The 23,492-nt window shown below is 41.2% G+C and carries 23 protein-coding genes; 5 read left to right on the top strand and 18 right to left on the bottom strand.

Features of this window, described 5'->3' with window-relative positions; translation table 11 throughout:
* Positions 1 to 34 precede the first annotated feature (34 nt).
* Positions 35 to 571 carry an SRPBCC domain-containing protein gene (locus NSQ50_RS13140; RefSeq protein ID WP_036686397.1) on the top strand — a complete coding sequence of 179 codons (537 nt, stop codon included), beginning with the start codon at positions 35 to 37 and terminating at the stop codon, positions 569 to 571.
* A gap of 82 nt (positions 572 to 653) precedes the next feature.
* On the opposite strand, the gene NSQ50_RS13135 is transcribed toward NSQ50_RS13140, so the two are convergent.
* The 7 genes from NSQ50_RS13135 to NSQ50_RS13105 all read right to left on the bottom strand — a co-directional run bounded on the left by NSQ50_RS13135 (position 654) and on the right by NSQ50_RS13105 (position 6,350).
* A complete protein-coding gene (locus NSQ50_RS13135; protein WP_051491457.1) occupies positions 654 to 1,406 on the bottom strand; it encodes an alpha/beta hydrolase in 753 nt (250 codons plus the stop codon).
* A gap of 11 nt (positions 1,407 to 1,417) precedes the next feature.
* A complete protein-coding gene (locus tag NSQ50_RS13130) occupies positions 1,418 to 2,218 on the bottom strand; it encodes an alpha/beta hydrolase (RefSeq protein ID WP_076224148.1) in 801 nt (266 codons plus the stop codon).
* A gap of 19 nt (positions 2,219 to 2,237) precedes the next feature.
* A complete protein-coding gene (locus tag NSQ50_RS13125) occupies positions 2,238 to 3,242 on the bottom strand; it encodes a FecCD family ABC transporter permease (protein WP_076104305.1) in 1,005 nt (334 codons plus the stop codon).
* A gap of 25 nt (positions 3,243 to 3,267) precedes the next feature.
* Positions 3,268 to 4,284 carry a FecCD family ABC transporter permease gene (locus tag NSQ50_RS13120; protein WP_036686394.1) on the bottom strand — a complete coding sequence of 339 codons (1,017 nt, stop codon included), beginning with the start codon at positions 4,282 to 4,284 and terminating at the stop codon, positions 3,268 to 3,270.
* A 13-nt stretch (positions 4,285 to 4,297) separates the two neighbouring features.
* Positions 4,298 to 5,314, bottom strand: a complete 1,017-nt coding sequence (locus NSQ50_RS13115) for an ABC transporter substrate-binding protein (protein ID WP_036686393.1) — start codon at positions 5,312 to 5,314, stop codon at positions 4,298 to 4,300.
* A 217-nt stretch (positions 5,315 to 5,531) separates the two neighbouring features.
* Positions 5,532 to 5,984, bottom strand: a complete 453-nt coding sequence (locus NSQ50_RS13110; RefSeq protein ID WP_051491456.1) for a hypothetical protein — start codon at positions 5,982 to 5,984, stop codon at positions 5,532 to 5,534.
* A gap of 27 nt (positions 5,985 to 6,011) precedes the next feature.
* A complete protein-coding gene (locus tag NSQ50_RS13105; protein ID WP_036686390.1) occupies positions 6,012 to 6,350 on the bottom strand; it encodes a winged helix-turn-helix transcriptional regulator in 339 nt (112 codons plus the stop codon).
* Positions 6,351 to 6,515: 165 nt separating this feature from the next.
* Here NSQ50_RS13105 and NSQ50_RS13100 point away from each other — a divergent pair, with 165 nt between their 5' ends.
* Entirely contained in the window at positions 6,516 to 7,244 is a 729-nt protein-coding gene (locus NSQ50_RS13100; protein ID WP_076141478.1) for an SDR family oxidoreductase, read from the top strand.
* A gap of 172 nt (positions 7,245 to 7,416) precedes the next feature.
* Here NSQ50_RS13100 and NSQ50_RS13095 read toward each other — a convergent pair whose 3' ends face one another.
* The 7 genes from NSQ50_RS13095 to NSQ50_RS13065 form a co-directional block, all read right to left on the bottom strand.
* Positions 7,417 to 8,808 (bottom strand): alpha/beta hydrolase, encoded by a 1,392-nt coding sequence (locus tag NSQ50_RS13095; RefSeq protein WP_036686387.1) that lies wholly within the window; start codon positions 8,806 to 8,808, stop codon positions 7,417 to 7,419.
* Positions 8,809 to 9,662: 854 nt separating this feature from the next.
* Complete coding sequence (locus NSQ50_RS13090) at positions 9,663 to 10,385, bottom strand: sensor domain-containing protein (protein WP_051491455.1); 723 nt, start codon at positions 10,383 to 10,385, stop codon at positions 9,663 to 9,665.
* Positions 10,386 to 10,540: 155 nt separating this feature from the next.
* Entirely contained in the window at positions 10,541 to 11,680 is a 1,140-nt protein-coding gene (locus NSQ50_RS13085) for a toxic anion resistance protein (protein WP_036686385.1), read from the bottom strand.
* 24 nt (positions 11,681 to 11,704) lie between these two features.
* Complete coding sequence (locus NSQ50_RS13080) at positions 11,705 to 13,393, bottom strand: VWA domain-containing protein (RefSeq protein ID WP_076141479.1); 1,689 nt, start codon at positions 13,391 to 13,393, stop codon at positions 11,705 to 11,707.
* 13 nt (positions 13,394 to 13,406) lie between these two features.
* On the bottom strand, positions 13,407 to 14,150 hold the full coding sequence (locus NSQ50_RS13075; protein WP_036686382.1) for a hypothetical protein: 744 nt from the start codon (positions 14,148 to 14,150) through the stop codon (positions 13,407 to 13,409).
* A 151-nt stretch (positions 14,151 to 14,301) separates the two neighbouring features.
* Complete coding sequence (locus NSQ50_RS13070) at positions 14,302 to 15,543, bottom strand: molybdopterin-dependent oxidoreductase (protein ID WP_076104290.1); 1,242 nt, start codon at positions 15,541 to 15,543, stop codon at positions 14,302 to 14,304.
* Between the two features lie 51 nt (positions 15,544 to 15,594).
* The gene (locus NSQ50_RS13065) at positions 15,595 to 16,473 is read right to left on the bottom strand and encodes a LysR family transcriptional regulator (protein ID WP_036686616.1); all 879 of its coding nucleotides are present in this window, start codon (positions 16,471 to 16,473) and stop codon (positions 15,595 to 15,597) included.
* A 115-nt stretch (positions 16,474 to 16,588) separates the two neighbouring features.
* On the opposite strand from NSQ50_RS13065, the gene NSQ50_RS13060 reads away from it, so the two are divergent.
* Positions 16,589 to 17,878, top strand: a complete 1,290-nt coding sequence (locus NSQ50_RS13060; protein WP_076224145.1) for an adenylosuccinate synthase — start codon at positions 16,589 to 16,591, stop codon at positions 17,876 to 17,878.
* Between the two features lie 143 nt (positions 17,879 to 18,021).
* Here the strand turns inward: NSQ50_RS13060 and NSQ50_RS13055 are convergent, their stop codons facing one another.
* Together NSQ50_RS13055 and NSQ50_RS13050 are read right to left on the bottom strand one after the other, a co-directional pair.
* Positions 18,022 to 18,210, bottom strand: coding sequence for a hypothetical protein (locus tag NSQ50_RS13055; protein ID WP_036686376.1), 189 nt, complete (start codon positions 18,208 to 18,210; stop codon positions 18,022 to 18,024).
* 119 nt (positions 18,211 to 18,329) lie between these two features.
* Positions 18,330 to 19,571 (bottom strand): stalk domain-containing protein, encoded by a 1,242-nt coding sequence (locus NSQ50_RS13050; RefSeq protein WP_036686374.1) that lies wholly within the window; start codon positions 19,569 to 19,571, stop codon positions 18,330 to 18,332.
* A 167-nt stretch (positions 19,572 to 19,738) separates the two neighbouring features.
* Here NSQ50_RS13050 and NSQ50_RS13045 point away from each other — a divergent pair, with 167 nt between their 5' ends.
* Both NSQ50_RS13045 and thyX read left to right on the top strand, forming a co-directional pair.
* Entirely contained in the window at positions 19,739 to 20,275 is a 537-nt protein-coding gene (locus NSQ50_RS13045) for a GNAT family N-acetyltransferase (RefSeq protein WP_076224142.1), read from the top strand.
* Positions 20,272 to 20,988: an FAD-dependent thymidylate synthase gene (gene thyX / locus NSQ50_RS13040; protein WP_076141485.1), complete on the top strand. Its 717-nt coding sequence runs from the start codon at positions 20,272 to 20,274 to the stop codon at positions 20,986 to 20,988. The genes NSQ50_RS13045 and thyX overlap by 4 nt, the downstream gene beginning before the upstream one ends.
* A 55-nt stretch (positions 20,989 to 21,043) precedes the next feature.
* Here the strand turns inward: thyX and NSQ50_RS13035 are convergent, their stop codons facing one another.
* Positions 21,044 to 22,450: a GNAT family N-acetyltransferase gene (locus NSQ50_RS13035; protein WP_081386933.1), complete on the bottom strand. Its 1,407-nt coding sequence runs from the start codon at positions 22,448 to 22,450 to the stop codon at positions 21,044 to 21,046.
* Between the two features lie 103 nt (positions 22,451 to 22,553).
* The gene (locus NSQ50_RS13030; RefSeq protein WP_076104294.1) at positions 22,554 to 23,282 is read right to left on the bottom strand and encodes a DUF4163 domain-containing protein; all 729 of its coding nucleotides are present in this window, start codon (positions 23,280 to 23,282) and stop codon (positions 22,554 to 22,556) included.
* Positions 23,283 to 23,492 lie beyond the last annotated feature (210 nt).

Genomic DNA, 23,492 nt, shown 5'->3' with positions numbered 1-23,492 from the left:
CAGGAAGCATACAAATTTGAGGAGGATCTATCCCATGACAAATTCTAACCCGTCCAACCAAGTGGTATCCAAAATTGTTGATGGCAACACATTAGTATTAGAGCGCGTATTCCAAGCTCCACGTGAACTTGTATTCAAAGCTTTTTCTGAGGCTGAGCATTTGAAGCACTGGTGGGGTCCAAAAGGTTGGACGCTTCCCGTATGTAATGTCGATTTCCGTCCAGGGGGTACTTGGCATTATTGCATGAAGTGCGAGGATAAGAATCAAGGTGATTTCTACGGTATGGAGTCTTGGGGCAAGGCATTGTATAAGGAAATTACAGTCCCAGAACAAGTCATTTATACAGATGGGTTCTCAGATGCAGAGGGTAATATTTCAAAAGATTTGCCTGAGACGCTTGTCCAACTAGATTTTATCGTCCTGGATGGTCAAACGAAGCTGGTGAATACCGGTAAATACTCTTCTCCGGAAGCCTTGCAACAAGTTATTGATATGGGGATGTTAGAGGGGATTTCCCAAACCTTCGACAATTTGGATGCCCATCTCGAGAATTTACAGAAGAATAACTAGAGCAGCTATGTGCTAGCCATGACCCTTTTCATCGATAAATAGGACGAAGCAAGGCTACTCTCTCCCGCTCGTCCTATTATGTTTATTTTGCAGGAAATAAGAACCTGATACTATTCGGAAAATATTGCAGGAAAAACATGTCATTATGCGTGCCCAGCGGATCCGTCTCAAACTTCACACGCTGATCAGCTTCATCAATCTTCTCTTTTAAAATATCATAAGCACGTTTGCTGTTAGGCACCATGTCCTTCTGGACATTTGTCTTGTGGATACCTTCCTGTTCACCAACATACATATAAATTCTGCATTCCCTATCTAGTCTTGAAGCTTCCATGTAATGAATGAAATCTTTAAACCATACAGACGCAGATATGAATATAAAATTTCCAAAAATAGCTTCAGTCTTGTACATTGCGTACAGACTTATTAATCCACCTAGTGAAACACCACCCAAAGCCAATTTCTTCGGCTCGTTAGAGATGCGATAGGAGCTTTTGATATAGGGTACAAGATCCTGATAGACGTAATTCAAATAATCATCGCCCTTGCCCCCAAAGGACCAATCCTTAAAAAGAGCAGGCATTTCCCAAGGTGTATATTCATCATTCCGCAGTTGAGAATCAATCCCGATAAAAATAACCGGCTCTGTTACTCCCTCTTCCACATCTTTCTCTATAGCTATAATCGCCTCTTTGAACAAAAAATCTCCATCCTGTAAGAAAACCGCTGGAAATATCCGCTCCGGAAATAGATGATATTCTTTCGGTAAATACACGGTAATCTGACGATCTATATGTTCAAAAAGCACAAGCTCGCCTGCCCTCATTTGCGTCATATCCCCACTCCTTAACAGTTCAGCACTCGAAACGCTCTACTCATAATCGTTGGCACTACAGAAGCGTGATTTTCATTGGGTGCGACATAGTGCTCAACCTCTAAATTAGGCAGAGCATATTCATTCATTTTTGAAAATAATAATGCTGCGTCATCGACCATAAACGACTCTTCACTCCCTACGGTAATCAATAACTTTTGTTTATCGGCCATCTTCACTTGTACATTGTTATAGAACTGCTCCGCATACGTCAGGATTTCATGATCATTCCACCAAATGGATGGACTAGAGGCCAAATAATACTGGAACAGCTTCGCACGAGTGAATAACGTCCAGAGGACAAATAAACCGCTGAGAGAGTGACCAAACAAGGCTTGTTTATGTTGATCCACATTATATTTCTTGTTGATTGCTGGCATTAACTCTAATTCTAAAAAAGCTAAAAACTTCTCAGCCCCACCATGTGGTCCTATGTCAGCATTTTTCAATCGATCCGGATATACATACAACCTCGCAGGAGGTGTGAAATCATAAAATCTTCTTTTAGAGACCTCTTCATCTGTACCATAATGTCCAATTCCAATCACAATTGCTGGTGCAATAAAAGTTTTTGGGGCATTTCTTGACTGCAGTTTTACGACATCCCGACCTAATTGAAAATATGAATTACCATCGAGCATGTAATATACTGGAAAGCCCTTTTCTGGTGCTGCTTCTCTGGGAAGAGAAACCTTTATATCGTACGTGTAACCCATATACTGAGATTCAAGTTTCCATGATTCTGTGTGTTCGAGCTCTACTTGTGTTGTCATTTTTTCTGTACACTCTCCCCTACACTCTTGACTTGGCTAATAAATATAAGAAATATGGAATACCAATAATCGAAACGACTATACCCACGGGTAACTCTGCCGGCTGAAATATTGTTTTGGCAAAATAATCTGAGATCACCAGCAAAAACATCCCAACCACTGCACTGGATAACATAATATAGCGGTGATTAATTCCTACTAATCGTCTGGCGATATGAGGAGCCATCAAGCCTATAAAACTTATAGAACCGGATACAGATACACAAACACTTACAATCCCCACACTGCATAACAGAAAGATCAGCTTTTCTTTTTCTACCGAGATCCCCAAGCTTTTTGTACTGGAATCCTCCAATTGAAAATAATTGAGTAAATAGCTTTTTCGATACATTACAAATCCTAAAATAAGCACCCAAGGTGCGATCATAATGATATAAGTCCAGTTCGCGCTATAAATACTTCCGACACTCCAAACCGCGGCCATTTCATAATCACTTGCATTCATTTTCAGAGAAATATACAACGACAACGCACCAAAACCACTACTAATCGCGATCCCTGTCAAAATCAAGCGTTGCATATCGAGTGCACCATTCCGCCAAGAGAAAATAAAGATAATCACAACTGCGGCAAGCCCACCTACAAAACCAAACAGCGGCATGGCTAGTATCGAGAACCAGCTTTCTTTGAAAAAAGTAACTCCCGACATCTGAAAGAAAAACATAAACGCGACGATGGCAGCTCCAGCGCCTGCATTAATCCCAAGGATCCCTGGATCAGCCAGCCCGTTACGGGTAATTCCTTGAATGACAGTTCCCGCCATCCCCAGACCTATTCCTACTAAAGAAGCAATAATGATCCGTGGTAACCGAAACTGAAAAATAACCAGATCAAATTTAGGGTTAGGATCTATTCGCAGCAGCGTTTTTATCACATCCATTACAGACATATCAAACACGCCATTCGTAAGATGAAAATACCCCGCCACAAGGGTTAACAGGATAAAAACTAATAGTGTCAGCATATAGCGGCTAAACTGTATTTTACTTCTATCCACGCTGCTCTCCCCCTTTAACCCGAATTAAATAAAGGAAGAACGGGATTCCAATAAAGGCTGTTACAACACCGATTGGCGTCTCAAACGGAAAGTTAATATAACGGCTTAAGACATCGCATAACGCTAAAAAAACAGCTCCAATCACCGCTGAGCAAGGAATGATAAAGCGATAGTCTATACCTACGATAAAACGTGTAATATGAGGAATGATTAGGCCCACAAAGGCTATCTTGCCAACTAAAGCTACTGCTGTCCCGGTCAGACATATAACAGATATAATACTGACAATTTTCACCCATTTTGTTCGTTGACCCAAGCTAATCGCCGTTTCATCCCCTAGGGAAGCAACCATTACTGATTTAGAAATACTAACCGCCAAGAGCAGTCCAACGATTATAAAAGGAATCGATAATATTAGCATATCTGGATTAACGGTATGTATTTTCGAGCTATACCAAACGCTAACATTTTGTGAGACTTGAAAAAACATCGCTACTGCTGAGGCGATACTACTTAAAAAAGTACCAATTACAGTCCCAATAATAGCTAACCTGACTGGTGATAAACCGTTTTTGACCAAGGAACCAAATCCGAAAACCAAACCCGCTCCGATGGCTGAACCCACCATGGATAAAATAATCATCTGAACATTCGATAATCCCGGATAAAACACCATAGCCAACGTAATAACAAATGCCGATCCGTCATTTACTCCCATAATCGATGGTGATGCAAGATAGTTACGTGTAACCCCCTGCATTAACGCCCCTGAAACAGCCAGAGCCGCTCCAACTAATAAAGCGGCGATTACACGCGGAAATCTAGATGTCATAATAATGTTGTGGTCCACATTATTAGCATCGAAGTGTGTAATCGCCTGCCATATTGTCAATATTCCAATATCTTTAACACCATATAAGACGGATACAACAATTGCTAATACGATGAATAATGGAGAAGTTGATAGGATCAATATAACTTTCCAATTTTTTGTATTCATTTTATTCATCGCACCTTTGGTTTTACTTCAACAGGTTTTCAATTGCTGAATCCAGGAATCTTACTTTAGACCAAGCCGTTCCACCTTGTGCCAACGGATCAATTGCATTTACAAACACATGATTATTTTTGACAGCAGTAACGCTTTTGAAGATCGGATTCTTGAGCAAATCATCAAGTGCTGTTGCATTATCAGTATTCTCACTAGTCTCAAACTGCAAGAAAATATAGTCCGGATTAATATCCGCCAAAGCTTCTAATGAAAGCTCTGCTTGTGCCTCTGTAGAGGAGATCACCTCAGGAATGGCAGCGCCCAGATCTTCATAAATAACCGGATTCAAATAAACGCCAGCAGGATATACACACATACTGCCTTGACGAATACGAATGACTAGAATGGATTGATCTTTCAGCTTTTCTCCGATTTCAGCCTTAGCATCAGCGGCTTTAGATTCATAATCGCTAATAATCTTTTCCGCATCTGCCGTCTTACCGGATAATTGACCTAATAAGAGCAAGTTATCTTTCCAGTTCGTTGAAATATGTGAATAAGGAATCATCGTTTGAATTTTATTAAGTGCGCCTGCCACATCTTCCCCAAACTTGGAAGACCCTAAGATAACATCTGGATCCAGCTGCAGGATCGCTTCATTACTTGGAGCAAATTTATCCCCCACTAAGGATGCACCCGCTAGCTCTGTTGACAGATAACCTGGAATAGCATCAGCTATCGCAAGTACACCTACAGGTTTCACTCCCAGTATGGCGGCATCCTCCATAGATTCGAGACTTGCTGCTACAATATTATTAATCTCTGCAGGCACGACATAATCCTTGCCCAAATATGTAACGGTTTGTTCAGTGGCAACTGCCTCCTGAGCCGCATTTCCTTTGTTATTTGCTGTTCCTTCTGCTGCTACTGCAGCATTATTTGTGCTTTTTTCTGAAGCTGTCTTATCCTTCTCATTGTTACCGCAAGCTGCCAAACTCAAAGCTAAAACTGCTGATACCCCAGCTAATAAATATTTTTTCTGATTCATATTCAATCTCCCCATCTATATTTTATTTATCATTCTTCAAACCAAAGTGATGATAATGAGAATCGTTATCATATTAAATCATATGAGAATAATTATCAATACTTTTCTTTGAATATATGAAATCTTGTAGTTTAACAGATGCGTAGAAATATTAATGAGCATGCAGAAGAACCCGCACCAAATGCGGGTTCTTCTGCACTAAATATGAGTTAAATTTTTAATCAACGTTATAAAACTCAGATAAGTCACGGAACAACAATCCGCACTCCTCTAGTCTATTAAGTTCCTCATTCACATCAGTGATCAAATTGCTTTCTCTCTCATGGGCTGTATTGATTAGCCACGGTTGTCCTTGTTTTAGAAAACAAAGATCATCAGGCAGCCTGGTCTGTACCCACGAGTACAAGCTGGTGGAATAGGATAAAAGAATATCGACCGCTTCAGGTGAACAATGAAAAAAATAAACATCTGCATAATGCCCCATAAGCCGAGTCCCCGGCCAATAGTCATCTTTTATGACCTTTTTGAGAAATGGTTGCAGCTGTTCAAGCAGTTCAACTCCTTCTGGCTCCAACTCCATCTGATCACGTTTTACTAGAATAAATTCATCACATACTTCCATAGCTACCTGTACCAGCGTCTTGTAGGTCTGACCCGTTGGTTCCTGCAAAATAGTATGAATAATAATGTCCCCCCTCTACTTATTTGTATTATTCAAATATTCTTTATGCATCCTACCCCAGCCACACATGCTATCCAACACTGTAATTAGCGATTTTCCATGTTCTGAAATACTATATTCTACCCTCAAAGGAAGCTCATGATAACTCACCCGGTCGATAAGCTGATCCTCTTCAAGCTCACGTAATTGTTTAGCTAACGTACCTTGGGAAACATCAGGGATGATCCGTCTAAGTTCCCCAAATCTTTTTGTGCCATCTATCAATAAAATAAATAAAATGAGCGGCTTCCACTTTCCACCGATCTTTTCAAGTGTTGTAAGAACCCCAGTCAATCTCGGCTCCAGCAAATCCATGTGATCCCCTCTTTCGATAGTTATATAACTATATGTTCGAACCAGCTAGTACGAAAAATCGTACCTAGTACGAAAAAAGTGCGTACTGTGCAGGTTATATTTTATAGCTAATAATAAAAAACAGAACTTAATAAGTCCAATTAACTATGAACGGAGAAGATAAATATGTCCACTATTTCATTAAAAAACCAGCGTATCGTCATTATCGGAGGAAGCTCCGGAATAGGGCTTGCGACTGCCAAACAAGCGGTTGAACAAGGCGCAGCTGTCATAATCGCTGGGCGTTCACAAGATAAATTAGAGAATGCTCAACAGCTTCTGGGATTCGATTCTGTTGAAATTCATTCACTAGATAATCAAAATGAACAGGACTTGAAAGCTTTCTTTGAAAAAATCGGCGCATTTGACCATTTGTTCACTCCGGGAGCCTCCTATGTTAGAGGACCGATTACTTCGAGCTTAGGGGTTGCTCACAATTGCTTTAATGCAAAGTTCTGGCCGCAATATAATGCTGTAAAGCATGCTATCCCTTTTATCAACCCTACAGGCTCCATTGTTCTTATGTCCGGCGCATTCAGCCAACGTCCACTTGCAGACGGTGCCTCCTATGCAGCTTGTAACGGCGCGATTGAAAGTCTGGGAAAAGCATTAGCAGTAGAATTGGCTCCGATTCGGGTAAATGTCATTTCCCCCGGAACCATTCATACCAACTTTAATTGGGAAGGCGCAGAACAGGAAACTAGAGACAAGGCTTACGACGAATATACGAATATCAATCTCCTTGGCAGGGTTGGCCATGCCGACGAAGCAGCACATACAACGATTTATTTGATGACCAATGGCTATACAACAGGAAGTACTTTATTTCCGGATGGGGGATATATTTTGCGATAAAAAACAGCTGACTCAATAAGTAAGAATTTCTACTTATTGAGTTAGCTTCTTTTAGTTTAAAGAATTAGGGAAGAATTCCTTGATTATCAGCCAGGGGATCCGTTTCCCTTAGTTAAGATCATAGTAAATTCAAATAAGGAGCATAACCTCATTTGATTATGAACTCCAATGACTACTTCGTATTAAAGGTTATACTTATGGAATCCTCCTGAATCTCCTTAATTGTATATATACCGATTTTTTCAGCAGCGCTCACTAGCGCTGAGATATACTCAGGAGTTGAATTTAATTTCCGAGCAGAGGGCTTCAGATTAATGGAGAACTCCTCCCCATGCTCGTCAACATCAAGAGATTTCACATAAACTTTAAATACCTTTACATAATGCTCATAGTTAACTAAATGTTCTTCAGTAACACCTTGAAATGAAACATTTACTTTCAAGGATTCCGGCTTCAGGAAGCTCACCTTACCTGCCTTGTCTAACTGCCCTACTTCAGGATTCAACACTTGATATTCAACTCCGTCAAGGATTGTAAAATCCATCCCATTATCCATAGTAACTAGTAAATTAAGACGCACGTCGATAGCTTCTGGTCCGATTAATGTCAGATAGTCGCTAACTTCATGCTTGATCGTTTGTCCAGCCTCTTTCCCGGCGAACATAATCAATGGACTATGTACACGTCTATTCCATGACTTCTCTTCATGTGTACCCAAAGGGTCCATCTGAAAGAATAGGTCCTTCCCTAATACAAATCCCTTCGACTTTAGTACCGTCACAAGCGGATCAATTGGCATTCCTTCGGTTACACCCATGTCGAGCCAAATCTTCAATGCAGGCTTCCCGGACTCTTTCGCCAACTCATCCAATATACGCCCATTGCTTACCCAAGTGGCAGGGGATAAAGCCCCTATCGCTGAGAAGGTCTCCGGGTGCTGATACCCCATCCATAATGCCTGAACAGCACCGAATGACGATCCCATGATCATCCGGTGATCCCGATCGGGAATGGTCCGGTAAGCGCCATCCACATAGGGAATAACTGTATTGATAAAATATTGGGTAAATTCGGCTGCACTCGCTCCATCCGAAGGAATAGACTGATCCGGAAATGGAACATACTCCATTCCCCGTTCTGATCCATCACTTGAAGCGACTCCTATCACGATAACCTTCTCCATGGTTCCATCAGCAACAAGCTGATCAATGATCTCCTCAACTCTCCATTCTTTGCCTAAAGAGCTGGTATTTGTGTTAAAAATATTCTGCCCATCGTGCATATACACAACAGGATAACGCTCACTGTCAGCTTCATACCCTGCAGGTAAATAAACAAATATTCTCCGCTCACCTAGATTCTCTATGTGCACAGTACCTTTTGCCGCCCCCACATTGGTTGGGTTCTCCGATGCATTAGAAGTATTGCTTATCGTTGGATTGGGGGTTGGTGATGTAGCAACTTTTTCATTTACATTTCCGTTACTGGAACATCCCGAAAGCGCTAACAAAACTAATACTGCAAATCCCCAAAACCTCCATCTAAATAATCCATTTGAATGCATAGAACCCCTCCTGATTTTTGTTCAAACGTTTTCACAACTCTTATTATACAGGATTTATATGGGATTATGAACATTTTTTCACAAGTTGGGGGAGCGTTATAGTAAGCTCTAAACCAAGTACATCCTGGGACATACAAACCAACTCCGACAACGTCCAAACAACCCGAAGAACGGTTTACGGATCGCTCCGTGAGGGCTACAATTTGTAGCATTGCCATAGCAGGCAGGAATAGGGCATATTTTTATAACATCATTCAAAGGCATAAAGGAATAGGAAAAGCCTGCTTGGAGTTCCCAAAGAGATGATTGTTGAAGACTAACTGATCTCTAACCTGATACACGCGCTTATGAATGAACATATAAATCTATATAATTTGTGCGATTACACTCCAGCGACAAGTGATGCATGGAGAGTTGAGTTGACGGGGGGGCAATGTGTAAAAGCGTTCGAGTTTAATTGTATTTCATACAACTATAATCAAACAGAACGCTCGATCACTGGATATAAGTGTATTTCGTGCAGCTATTTTCTGAAATTACTCCCTTATAAGTGGATTCTCTAGTTTTTAGTTGTATAAAGTGCAGTTAAAGTCAGGATTATTCTTTTGGCACTCGAAATAACTGCACAAAGTACAGCTATTTCGCAGATTCCTTCTACTTCCCACACCAACAACCCGACGAAAAAATCAAAGAAGCAATCAGACAACCTCCACTAGCTCATCATTTGCAAAAGCAAACCTCCCCGCAGACCAAAAACACCAGACAGTGATTCTCCACGAACTGAAGGATCACTGTCTGGTGTTTTATTCAGATTCAGAAAGGGTTGTTGTTTTGAGACAAACTCTTCTTTCCAATTAGTACTGTTGTCTTTCCTCGTAGGATACGAACAGCATTCTACGTTGCACATCCATAAGCATACGAATCACCCAACTTGCTAACAAGGCAACAACAAATCCAGCTACTACATAGGAGATATATTGTTGGGATAATGTCCAGTCGATCTGGAACAAAGCAAACACACTATTCTCTAAAATGTTCAAATCCATGGTTTGCAAGAAAATCTGGTGCAGCACAGGTAGTGTAATCAGGCCCAATGCAGCCGCTACTACAGTTACTGTTATTGAAAAGAATATAATGCTGGATACGAATCGACCCATAATCAGCATAACGTTACGGGCAAACTTCGCTCCATGAAAACCTAACTTCATTCGTTGCAGGAAGCCCGCTCCCTCCAGCTGCATTTCCGATCTGGCCTCTTCACTAGGTCTAGGAATATCTAACAATGATCTGACCAGCTCTTGCTCAAATTGTACGATGTAATCCAATCCCTTAGCTACTGCAAAAAACAAAGGAATTCCGATGAATATTGGGGTTAACGCAATGGATAACGTCAGCCCTGTCACCATAAACACGAAATATACAATCGTAAGCGGCAAAGAGATTAAGAAGTATAAAATACTCCGATATGTCTTTGGACTTGCTCCACGTTTGCGCGTTTTAGATTGGGGTTGGGATTCTGCTGGAATATGCATGGAATCAAGAGCTCCCATCGGCATAGAGTATAACTTATCATTCATTTCTATTGTCCTTCCTCTCACGTTTTTCAATTAATCTCATTATACGTGGGAAAGAGAAGGCTCAAAACAGTCTTGGGACTGGAGTCATACCAGACTAAAGGCTAGGATTTATTCCTTCAAGGCGCATAATTGATCGGTTTTATGATTTTGCTAGGCTACAATCCCAAGTTATTTCCCTTTTCCAGCCGTACAATCTGCTGTTCGCCATTATCTGCCAGCTCTCTGAACTGATTAATAGTTTCACGCATTTTGGGGAGAGCTTCCTGCTTATAAGTACTGATGGAATCGAGAGCGGATAGCACATCTGTAAAAGCTTGCTTTAATGTATCCACTGAAATACTTGATTCTAACGACTGTTTATGGATTTCCGCCCCTTGGTTTTTCAACATTTTTGAGGTACCGCTGATCAGGCTATCGGTGGTTTGATTTAGAAGTTCGATCTTTTTCAAAACAATTCTTTGATTATACAGCGCACTAGCTACCGTAACCGATATTTTCAAGGCAGACACGGTAACATTTCTAGCTCTGTCCACCCCTCTGATCAGCTCTTTATTATTTCGAATAACTACTTCTATGGCCATAATTCCTTGTTGATTCACTACAAGCATCTGTTGCAAATCCATAACACGCTGCCGCAACGGAAACAGCACTTCTTCTGTAATGAACCGAACTTTCTCCTCATCCTCATCACGCAGCTTAGCCGCTTCCAGTTGCGTCTCTATCTCCTGATCCATCAACATGCCGAGCTGAATCTCTTTTTGTAGCTTTTTTGTGAGTTCCCGAAGGGCCTGTTGCTCGAATTCCAGCGTAGTATTGTCGTTCTTCAAAACGGTCTTACCCTTATCTAAAGAAATTATAATATCTGAAATCACAGCATCCGCCTTTTGATATTTAGCAAAATAACTACGTAATGGATTAAAGAACTTACCTAGAAAACCCGTCTTGGCAAAATCTACTGCACTGGGATCCAAATCCTTCAGCTGGAGATTAAGCTCAGTCAAACCTTTTGCTACTTGGCCGCCTTCATCTCCTGTTTTTGATAAATTCCCCACAGAAATCTGCAACAGGGAGTTTTTGTCCGAAGAGGATCTCATCGTTTCCATACCGAAGCTATCAATGGATTGCAGCACCCCTTTTCGCTTATCCAGTGACTCTAAATTCAGATCCAGAATGGCGGAGACATTGTTTACTGCCAGTGCTTTGAGTTGTGATACTTCCTCGGGCTCAGGTTTGACCTGCTCCTCAATTACTGATTTCAGCTTTTCCTGACTTACGACTTCCATAGTAAACGACATAGAACCCCTCCTAAAAAATATAGCTTACATTTGAACATTGAGCAGGTTGCCGATTTTATAGACTACATCCTCTGTATCTGCATTGATGTTGGCCGCTTCATTTATACTCGAAATACTCTCAAGCGCCTTGATATTCGCATTGTAGCCAATCGTGTAAATCGGGATTTTGTAGGTCTCAATCAGACCTCTGATATCATTCAAGGAATGCCCTGCATTGGTCTCCCCATCACTTAATACAAAGATCAACGGCTTTAAATCCGGATTTAGCTGTAATTCCGATTGAAGCATGTGGATGGCTACCGCGATCCCGTCAAAAGTAGCCGTCCCCCCATTTGCTTGTAGACTGTCAATCGCACCAACAAACATGGACTGCTGGTTCGTGTCATATTTTCCAATCGGAAGATTGATTGTAACGTTATCAGAGTAAGAGACAAAACCAATGCTGTTATCCTTGCCCAAGTACTTCTGGCCTGTTAATAAAGATTGCTTTAAACGGTTCAAGGGTTCCCCGTTCATACTTCCTGAGACATCTGCTACAAATACTGCGGCGATAGGTTTATTACCATTTTTCTTCTCTTTCCACAGCTTCTGAGCTGAGGATATGAGACTACCATCCACTGTACTAAGCTCTGATTGGTAATCATTAAGACCATTGAAGCCTTTTTTCTCACCCAGTTCCTGGTATTTATCCAGTTCAACAAACTCAGCAAACTTCTTAATAATATCGAGTTTTTCCTGAGGAAGATCACCCAAAGCATAAAGCGGGCTGTCATGTCTTACACCAAAAGGAGTGAATACATACCCCCCTTTCAAATCTGTTGCATTCACAAAGATCTGGTATTCTAAGACAAAAGCATCAAGCTTACCGGTTTTTGCAGCCTCTCGCATCTGTAAAGTGGTTGAGGCGATAAAGGGTACATTTGCTTGGAATTTCTCAAAGCCCTGCACCGCTTGCTCACCAAGTAAATCTGCACCGCCAAACGTCCCAAGCGCTGTTACCAGAAAATTCAAACCCGTAGAACTGGCAAAAGGATCGGTATAACCCATTGATAATTCATTATTTGCTATGGCGTCTGTAACCGTCTTTACGTTTAAAGAACCGTATTTCTCTATTAGTTCATCATATTTCGCCTTACTGGTAACAATACCAGCTACATTACCTATAAGGCGTTTAGTGATTAGCTGCGTGTTCATCCCGTTTGCTTTTACCATTTCGCCCCACAACTCATTTGAAGGGGTAAAGGCATCTGGCACATACTTCCCAGATCTTATGTAATCTGTCGCTGTACCTGAAGCAATATTACGGATTTTCACAGAAACGTGACTCCCGTTCACCTCAATATTAGAGTTGTTAAAATCTGTAGCAACTTCATTCAGCCACCCGTCATTACCTGTTCCTGATTTTTCAGTAGAAGAGAATATCTCTACAAAGCTATCTGTTGTATTGTCTACGGATACAGGAAACTTTGAGATATCTGGTAATGAATCCCCAATCGCAACAGGATCCAGGTCAATCTGGCCTTTGATTTGCTCAGCCGTAGTCACGTTTATGTTCTTGTATAGCTTCTCTAGCTGCTTCCCCGCATCTTCGGAAGAAATCTGGGTTTTGGTTTTTCCTATATTAGAGGTTAAGGTGATTCCAAAATACACGAGAGCAAAAACTACCACAGTAATGGTCCCTAAAACTGCTACTGTTTTTCCTTTATTAGCCATACACATCTCCCCTTCATTGCTTATAAAATTTCGTCTGCTTGATCAGCTCATCGATTTCCTTCATACAAGGCATCTCTTCAACATCTGTATAATCTGTACTGTCGAGTAGCGATATTTCCAGCAGCAGCTTATCCAGCTTCAGCAGAATCTCTTCATTTGCCCCAAGATACCCTGTTACGTAGGCCAAATATTCATTGTACAAAGCTGTCTTTTTCTGCACCAATTTTTCTGAGAACTGCGAGGGTCTATGCCGGCTGGAGAAAAGGGTGAACTCTGAGGCATCAAATACACTGAGTTTATTCAGAATCCCTCGAATGTTCAGGTAAAAAAGCTTCGCTACTTCATAACTGACTGCATTAAATTTTTTGAAGCTAAGTTCAGTGGATTCGAATCTCTGACCTAAAACATCTAACAAGGTACTTCTCTTCTTTTCCATCCGGGATATCTGATCTAGAGCAAGCGCAATGTCTTTTTTCAGTACTTTGACATTTTTGTATTGAGTAAGCGCGGCTATATAATCCTCATAAGATTTCAGTGTTTTCACAGCAGGGATAGATGAAGGTTTAAACAATAAAATATAACTTCCATAAAGAATAACAAGTAGACTAACAAACAACAATGTCACACCCAAAGCGGTTTCAAATACACTGGTTCCTCCGATTTCCACCCCTAATAAACCTGGTGACAACACGATAATGTTCAGTAGTACCACACCGAGAATAAGTCCCAACAGCTTTATGGCTCTAACCCCGTTCATCACAACCACCTCCTGCATCCAGTCACTTCTATTGTATGGAGCAATTTCTGTTATTACGTCTCTTCATTTGCTATATGTTAAAAAAATAAGGAATTAATCAACAAAAAAACCTTAACAGGCAATAAGCCCATTAAGGTTAACGATCACTATTTTATACCCACGCATCATTTGAATACCCGCGTTGCTCCCAATATCCCGTATGATCGCCTTCGATCAGCTCAATCCGGTTCAGCCACTTCACAGACTTGTATGCGAACATCTTCGGAACGATTAACCGTACAGGACCGCCGAGATCGCTAGGAATCGGCTTTCCATCATGCATTACTGCGACCAGCACATCATCCATGTCAGCTTGTTCCAATGTGAGCGTATCCGTGTATACACCATCACCAGAATAGAATTTCACAGTCTTAGCTGTGGGCTTCACACCGGCCTGACTCAAAAGATCTTTTAGCTTGATGCCTTCCCAGGTATTCTTATAGACTGACCAGCCTGTCACACAGTGAAAATCACTCACCTGAACGGTCCGCTTCAGCTTTACGAACTGTTCCCAGTTCCACTTGAAATTCTGCTCCACAAGCCCATCTATCGTAAAAGACCAATTGTTGTTCGTAAACTCCGGAATCGGAGTGACTGTGTAAACACGGAATTGTCCTTGCGCCCCTCCTCCGAGAGGGGGTGAGGATGCCGCCAGTGGCTGGGGTGCAGGCAACAACTGATTGCGATCACTTTCGATCAGCTTTTCAATCGTTTCGCTGCCCCCGATATTTCCAATTGAACTGCCGAGCCATTTTATAAACGATGGGCCTATAGTTACCGCAAGCCCAACACCAATCGATCCGCGTATGAAAGCTCTACGTGTATAAACCGGCTGCGGGGTTTCCCGATGATTCGAAGGGCTACCTGTCTCAATGCCGCTTTTCACTACCCGGCGGCTCGGTTCTTTAAGCCATTTTACCCGAGTCAAAGAATGATAAATAATATAAGGAAGGCCTATCCAGGTCAATAAGTCATGGACGACCAGAGCAACGTTCGATACATGTGGACCCACCACGCGGAATTGCCAAAGTAGCACTCCTGAAACGAACCAGCCTAGCAGCAATGAAAGTACAACGATTACATTAAAACGTTGCCAAGGCCGCTCCTTCAATTGTTTCCAATGTTTCCCTGCCAGCAGCAAATAATAAATAACCGGAATAATCGAAACAACACCGACCACGATATGAAGCCCTTTGATCCATACTCTGCCTTCCCCTAAGAAGCCACGCCAGAAGCCACCTACAAGTACAAGTCCTGTGAGCGTGAGCAACACAACCAGCCAGCCATTCCAGGTATGAAGCGCCCGAAGCTTTTTCCCGTATCCCTTGCGCAGCCGAGCCAGTAAAGAATTCATTACCTTTCCTCCTCTTCACTAGGTATGCTCAAATTGCTCTTTATCCTGATTCTACTCTAATAATGTTAGAAAAGACTTTGAAGCAGCTGTAAGAGGAACTCCACGCAGGGTAGCAATTCCTATGTTACGTTCTGGCAAAGGTGGGTCCAGAGGAATCTCGACAAGCTCACCTTTCTTCAATTCTTCGGTTACGTAATCACGAATAACAAAAGCAAGGCCAAAACCACGTTTCGCAAACTGAACAAGCAAATCCACACTGCCCAGTTCAAATTCAGGTGTAATCGTCAGATGATTAGAAGCTAAAAACTGATCCATATACTTTCTGGTGCTCCCACCCGCTTCTAAGCATAACAACGGATACTGCTGAATGTCTGCAAGCGGCATGGTCTTGTCCGCCAAATGACGAAAACCTTTGCCTCCTACAAGGCAATCTTGAAGCTGAGTACTTTTGCGAAAATCAATCTGTTTATCAGATGTCGGCAAGCTGACGATACCAAAATCAATTTTCCCTTCTTTTAAAAGCGTAAGTGTTTCTGGTGTCGTACGATTCGTAATATGAATGCGGATATTGGGAAATTGTTCGTGAAATTGCTCCAAAAAAGGCAACAGATAATATTTGCATAAGGTGTCACTTGCTCCGATATGAATCTCGCCGCTGTTCAGATTGTTCATATCTGCGATCGCTCTTTCGCCCATGTCTACATGATGAAAGGCTTGCTCAATAAAGCTAAGCAGTACTTTTCCTTCTGTTGTTAGATCAACCCCGCGAGAAGTGCGAAAAAATAACGGGCCGCCCATTTTCTCTTCCAATTGTTTAATCGTGTGACTTACTGCCGGTTGTGTAATATTGAGTCGTTCTGCCGCAGCAGTTAAGCTCCCTGTATTTGCTACCCAATAAAAAGAGCGATACCACTCCAAATTAATGTCCATCCCCACGTCATTACTCCACCTTATAATAGATATAACTTATATCAATTTTTCTAATGATTTAACTAGCATTATACTTAGTCCTGTAGCCAAAAACAAGCTTGGGAGGCGAAAACGCGTGACCGTAATTGCAATTGTAGGAGCAAACTGGGGCGACGAAGGAAAAGGAAAAATGACGGATGTGCTAGCTGCACAATCTTCCTTTGTCGTTCGTTTTCAAGGTGGTAGTAATGCTGGGCATACCATCATAAACCAATATGGAAAATTTTCATTGCATATGCTGCCATCTGGGGTATTTTATCCTTCCGTTACAAACATTATTGGACCAGGAACAGCACTTGATACAGAAGTATTAATAAGAGAACTGAAAGCTTTAACGGATAGAGGCGTGCCAAAACCTAGGTTATTCGTATCCGAACGGGCGCAAATCGTGCTTCCAATCCATCGTTTGTTTGATGAACTAGAAGAGGAACGTCTGGGATCTCAAGGATTCGGTTCAACAAAACGAGGAATCGCACCATTTTACGCAGATAAATATGCAAAGCTAGGCATACAGGTAGCGGATTTATTTGATCCTGCTCGACTTGAGAAACGTCTTGAACAATTACTCGCTTCCAAAAATATATTACTTGAGCATTTATATAAGAAAACGCCTATCCAAATCTCGGAATTAATGGTTCAGCTGCAAGAAGAAGCTGCACAGCTAGCGCCTTATGTAGCCAATACAACAGACTTACTGCAAGAGGCTTATGCCAAGGGAGAGACTATTTTACTTGAAGGTCAGCTTGGGGCTCTGCGTGATCCTGATCACGGTATTTATCCTTACTCCACCTCCTCTTCAACACTTGCCGGGTTTGCACCTGTCGGTGCTGGTCTTCCTGCAGCAGCTATCACGAATGTCATCGCTGTAACCAAGGCCTATTCCAGTTGTGTCGGCGCTGGACCTTTTGTTACGGAATTAGAAGGACCCGTAGCGGATGAACTTCGTACAAGAGGTGGCGATGCCGGGGAATTCGGGGCTACGACTGGCCGTCCTAGACGTATGGGCTGGTTTGATGCTGTAGCTACTCGTTATGGTTGCCAAATGCAGGGTGCCACTGAAGTCGTGTTGACTAATCTTGACGTGCTTGGTTATTTGGATGAGATTCCGGTTTGTGTGGCTTATGAGCTTGAAAATGGAGAGATTACCGACAAGTTCCCGGCTACCCATAAACTGAACTCTGCAAAACCGATATTCACGCATTTATCTGGCTGGAACAGCGATATCTCTCAGATCACCGACTTCGAAGATCTGCCAGAACAAGCTAAGCTTTACATTGATTTTATTGAAACCTCTATTGGCACGCGTATTACTACGATTTCCGTGGGTCCTAGACGCGAACAGGTCATTAATCGGATAACGAAATAATCATATACGTACTAAATCTCTGTAGAATTTAAAAGAAGCGCCTCTCTTATTAGAGAAGCGCTTCTTTGTTTTATTCATGAGAAGGGCTGCCTCATACGTAGAAAAATCCACTTTTGAGACAGCCTCTTTTTTGTGTACTCTTTTTAAATCAACACGGCATCTACTTTTGTCTGCGGAGCCTTGTCACAGCGTTTACAGACCTTAACGACTGCTCCATCCGTTTTTTTCTTGGGATAAAGCAGCTTAATACGGGTGTTCTGACAGATTGGACAAGTCCCTCTGCCCCTTGATGGTAAATTCCAAAGTGCATGTCCACGTTTTGACTTTGCCATGAATAAACCCCTCATTTCGAACAACAATAGTCAACACTTTAATTCTGAAAGTGCTTCTCCAAAATGATATGTCGCAAAGACAGGCTCTATGACTAAAGTAACGCAGAAATAAGGAAGAATTAATTCGTATAGATCATGGAGACAACACCGTTCGTAAAGGTAACATAGTTATAATTACCATACTGCCAGGTCTCCACTTGAATGCCACTACCTGATAGTGTAGATTTACTTATTGGCTTACCCCAACTAAACTCCACTTGCTGCTTGGTCATCCCAGTAGCAACTATGCTCTTTTTAATCTTAGTCCAAATCGCATCCGACCACTTATAGGTCTTAAATGGATCCGTTGTTAAGAAATATTCTTTATTTCCTAATGTACGGATCAACTCATCTCCCGACATTTTATAAGAGTTAAGAATTTGCCCCGTCGATAAAACCTTAAATGAAATGGCGAATTCACCTTCATAATCAGGTAGAATATCTACAATAGTGACTTTTTGGAACTTATAATCGGAGTCGAATTGATTGAGCCAATATGTTTTTCCAATGAACTTAACGAGGTTTCCTTGTTCTTCCTTCTTAAAAATCTGCGCGGTTTGTTTCGTATAGGCGAACAACTCTGCTTTGCCGAAGTAGATCTCCATCGTCTGATAATTTCCATCCCAAATTAACTCTGCTGACAGTGCAGTCTTTAAAAGCGTGGCAGGAAAAACTGTAGATCCGTCGATCTTTTGCACTTTACCACTCATTTTGACCTTCGCACCATTCACCATTGCAATATCGCTTCCGAGTTGAAGCTGTATTGGCAAATCACCTAGACGAATGCTAAAGGTTTTAGTTGCTGTATTAACTTGGACTGTTGCTCCCAACGTTTGAAAAACCGATTGAACCGGCAAATACATTGTTCCATTAACAAATGCACCTTGATCAATATCATGGTCCGCACTGATCGAAACTTTTATTGTTTTGGTATCTGATCCTGAAATGACCGTTACGTTCGTTTCTCCTACCGCTAAGGCTTTCATTGTGCCATCGGCTTGCTTTTGCAGCAAATAAGGCTTTTCAATTACGACATTTGCTTGAGCTAACGGGACGCGTTCGGATATGCCATCGGCATCTTTAGCATAGATTTGTACCGGAACATTATCCCCAACAGTGATTTCCGTAGCATCCATCTGAAATATCAAATCTTCAACCTGCTGATTGCCTTCATTGTATGATGACGAAACTGAACTGGCACTCCGTAAAATACTACCTTGATCGTAATCGACGTTACGCGTATCTGCCGCCTTCACTGTATGTATTGGACCCAACATAGATACTGCTAACGCTGCAGTGATGCTCCATTTAATAGCTTTCATTTTCCTTACATCCCCCTCTAAATATATAAACCTTAATTACTGTATCACAATTCCACAATTTTACTAGAGAAAAATTTACAGAAATATTTTTTTGTATTTCTAGTGAATTTACTCCGTGATAATTACAGAGTCTTCCATTATAATCATTGATTAGGAGGTGTTAGCCCGTGGAGATAATAGCCGACAGATTGATATTAAGAGATTATACAAGCGATGATTTTTCTTTTTATGAAGAACTGGAACTTAATCCTTTGTCTCACAAATATGAAAACTCCGCACCAGATGCAAAACAAATTAGAGAGAACTTCCTGTCGATTCTGACTCAGACTACCAGCGATCCGCGTGAGCATTATGATCTAGCAGTATGTACTAAGCAAAATAGAACACCCATAGGTAACGTAAGTATAAAGTTAAATTGGGAAGAGATCAGAGAATGGGAGATTGGCTGGGTCCTACTGCCGGAATACTGGAAAATGGGCTATGCGACTGAAGCCGTCAAAACACTGATAGGTTACGCCTTTAGCTCTCTTAATGCCCATAGAGTCGTTGCATATGCCAATGCAGAGAATCTTCAATCTGAAAAAGTTATGATTAGAGCAGGAATGATTAGAGATGGAATCCTCAGAGAGACTAGATTTTGCAATCAACAATGGTGTGACGAGTTCATTTACTCTGCTCTAGAAAAGGAGGCTACATTAAATTGACAACAATCAAAGTTTTAAATGAAGGTTATGTAAGATTAGTAGATCATATGGGCTCAGATTTAACGGTTGCTAACGCTGCGCGTGTATCTTATGCTAAACAATCTTTTGAGCTTAGTGATCGGGATATTAAACTAATAAAATTCCTTGCCCGTGAAGGACATACCTCTCCTTTCCGCCATGCCATCACTCAATTTGAGGTTTATGCCCCATTAATGGTTGCGAGACAGTGGTGGAAATACGTAGTCGGTTCTGCTCATTACGAAGGTACTGGGGATAGCTTGGAAGCCTGGAACGAATCCAGCAGAAGATACATTACAGAAGAACCCGCTTTTTATCAACCTGCTGCGGGAGAATGGAGATCCAAACCAGAGAATTCCAAACAAGGCAGTGGCGACATCATTGCATGGGAGCTTGGTGAAAAATTCACCCGCGAGCTTCAAGAATACACCGAGTTAGGATTATCTAAGTATGAAGCAGCTTTAGCAGATGGCATATGTGCTGAACAAGCAAGACTGTTTCTACCTGCTTATGGATTATTCGTTCGTTGGTACTGGACAGCTTCAGTTCAATCTGTAGCTCATTTTTTAAATCAAAGACTGGAGCATGACGCTCAGAAAGAAATTCAGGAGTATGCAAAAGCAATTCTATCGCTAATTGAGCCACTATTCCCTGTCTCTTTTGATCAGCTGCTGACTACCGGCTCTGTAGATTAATTTTATTTCCTTATATAAAAAAAGAGCCGCCAAACCTTTGGCGGCTTCTCCCTTTCTACACTACCAACCCTCGTATAACTTCAACCTCGTCCCTACTGACTTCAACGAACCCGAGTGATGTATATAAATTCGAAGCACGTTCGTTCTCGATCCGATGGCCAATAACGATTTTGTCGCAATGATGTTCTGCTTTAATATAACGAATTAAGGTATCCATACCCGTTCTGCCTAAACCTCTGTTTTGGTACTTCTGGTCAATCATAAAAGCCATAATCCAATAACTTCCATCCTCAGGATCTACGCTATACACAGAGAAACCTACCAATTCCTCATCTGCATATAAAGCGAGCGGGGTCATACCACAATAAGCTGCTTCTGCTAACCAATAGACCACCGGTACGGGGAAAATAGACTTTTGCGCATCCGATACTTCTAATTGAGTACAAGCGTACCAATTTTTTTCCGTGATATCCTTCAGCACTATATGTGCTTGAAAGCCGGTTCGTAATCGGTCACAAATTCTTTCTAATTTCAGTTTAAGCTGTTGCGCCCAATCCGGGAAAATAGAATCATCCGAATTCTCCATACACCGAAGTAATCTAGCAAAACTGTATAAGTCTGCAAATCTTTGAAATTCAGGTATCAACTTAATATACTCATCATCTAGCTGCTTAACCGATCTATATCCACTAATAAAATGGTCAATGTTTCTTCTACTTTTATCATCATCCGATTCCGTCAGGTCTCTTAACGCCGATGTAATATCCATCGCAAACCAGTGATACATAGAGTCATCAAAATCGATGGCACTGTAGCGGGATTCTTCTTGCATATAAAAGATATTATCTATCTCAAAATCATAATGTACGAGCCCAGTATGCCCCACTCCAAAAGGGAGCTCTGATAACCAAGCTTCAATCCGCTCATATTCCTTAAGCGCCTTATGCTCCTCAGGATGCCTGCTCAATACGGAATAAATAAAATTCAATGAATCGACCCAGCTTTTGCGATAAGGCGTGCTCGGTGCATAGGTTTCCGAAAAATTATGCAGACGTGCAAGCGATTGGCCCCATTGATAAAAATGAGGTTCCTTCATCTCATCAAGTGAAACATATTCACCCTGGGCCTGTTCAAAAACTACCCCGTGGTATCGCCCGTGATTCGTTAACAACGTTTCAATCCAATTGCCAGACTTAGAACGCACAGGAGCGACGGTCTCATAACCTTGCTCTAATAAATACATCATAAAATCCAGCTCTGCCTGGATATTGTCTGCAGAATTATCCTCTTCATGAGTAAACCTTAAATAAAAGCGTTTACCATTCCACTGAAAGGTATAAATAAAATTGCTACTGGCCCTTACCATCTTTAAAGTTCCAGGCTCATGATTCCAATACTTAATCATTTCTTTAGCAGGAAGATCGTTCTCCGTTCCCCGCACCATGTTCATTAAAGTCATCATTGTCCGATAGTGCCTCCTGCTTCATGACGGATTTGATTCTGGGTTCCCCATTAACATTATCGGTAAATTATTCTATTAAATCAAGGGAATTTAATAGGCTCTATTATTTCTGGAAGAAAAAAGTATTCAGCTTAGGCTTCAGTTTGTCATACTTGATTTCAAACTCAGCATGATCTCCGATAGCATGAGAAATCTGCACACTTATCCCCAGCGTATTCTCCGTCAAGTACCATCTTATATCCGCTCCACTAGTATCTGCGTGCTGAAGTGAAGTCAGCCATTCCTCATCTGATCTTTCAGTAAGAATATTCTTTTGCTCAATAATATCGGATTGAAGTTCACTTTCCTTCAGCTCCTTCAAAAATTCCGCATCGATGGTCACGATATCAGTTAATTGTAGGGGTTCAAATTTCTTCATATCAATATTTATAGTATCAAAAATATCTACAGGATGAGCAGCACCTTCAACATAACTGTATCCTGAAAACTGAATACTTAGTAAGCCCTCATTTTCTAAAGATACAGAATAATCCATATCTAAACTAAAGGTCTCTTTTTCCTCCGGAGAGTAATTATCCAAATAACTATAAGCACGTTCCTTGATCATTTCATTTAACTTCTCTTGTTCATTCGGTTTTCCAAAAATAGATATTTGCGGATAGTTAATATTAATTTGTTCATTGTAAGTATATAACTCCGGAGATAATTCATAAGAAATGCTGTGTTGATTTTCGATTAGCTTAGTTTCGTTTATGTGGTTTTCAAGTGTCGGCTCCTTGTTAGTACAAGCTGTTACAGCACACATTACTACAGCAAGAATTATGGATAACATGGTGGTTTTCTTAATATTAATGCTCCTTCCATCAAAATTGAATTATGATTTGAGCTACAGCGCTTTTGTTCTCCCACCATCTCTAATGTATTGCCCCTTTTTAATAATTGAAGTTGGTGATAGATCTAACCTTTTACTTATTTCCTCAAAATCTATATTTTCATCATGAACTATAAAAGAAAAATTCCCTTTCATTTAGCTTTCCCTATC

This window comes from Paenibacillus sp. FSL R10-2788, assembly GCF_038003885.1.
Classification (GTDB): domain Bacteria; phylum Bacillota; class Bacilli; order Paenibacillales; family Paenibacillaceae; genus Paenibacillus_AQ; species Paenibacillus_AQ odorifer.
Note: the sequence above shows the minus strand (reverse complement) of the source record. Positions and strands in the feature narration are given on the sequence as shown.